This is a genomic window from Mediterraneibacter sp. 210702-DFI.5.30, assembly GCF_020560115.1.
GTDB classification, from domain to species: domain Bacteria; phylum Bacillota; class Clostridia; order Lachnospirales; family Lachnospiraceae; genus Mediterraneibacter; species Mediterraneibacter faecis.
On the sequence record NZ_JAJCME010000113.1, the window covers coordinates 1 to 256 of the forward strand.

General features: G+C 37.1%; 1 protein-coding gene. It reads right to left on the bottom strand.

From position 1 onward, the window contains the following. A partial coding sequence (locus LI126_RS14900) for a sugar transferase (protein WP_227165701.1) occupies positions 1 to 256 on the bottom strand: 256 nt, incomplete at both ends.

Sequence of the window (256 nt, forward strand, 5' to 3'; positions counted from 1 at the left end):
GACAGGACTTTCTTTTCTTTCAAAATCAATGGTCTTGGACCGATAATACTCATTTCACCTTTGAAAACGTTGATTAATTGTGGTAATTCATCCAGGCTTGATTTACGCAGCCATTTACCAACTTTAGTTATGTATTTTTCTGGATTTTCAAAGCTTGCAGTTGCTAGCTGCGGAGCGTTTATGTACATTGTTCGAAATTTATAGATTTTAAATGGTTGGCCGTTTTTCCCCATTCTTTCTTGGCGGAAGAAAACCG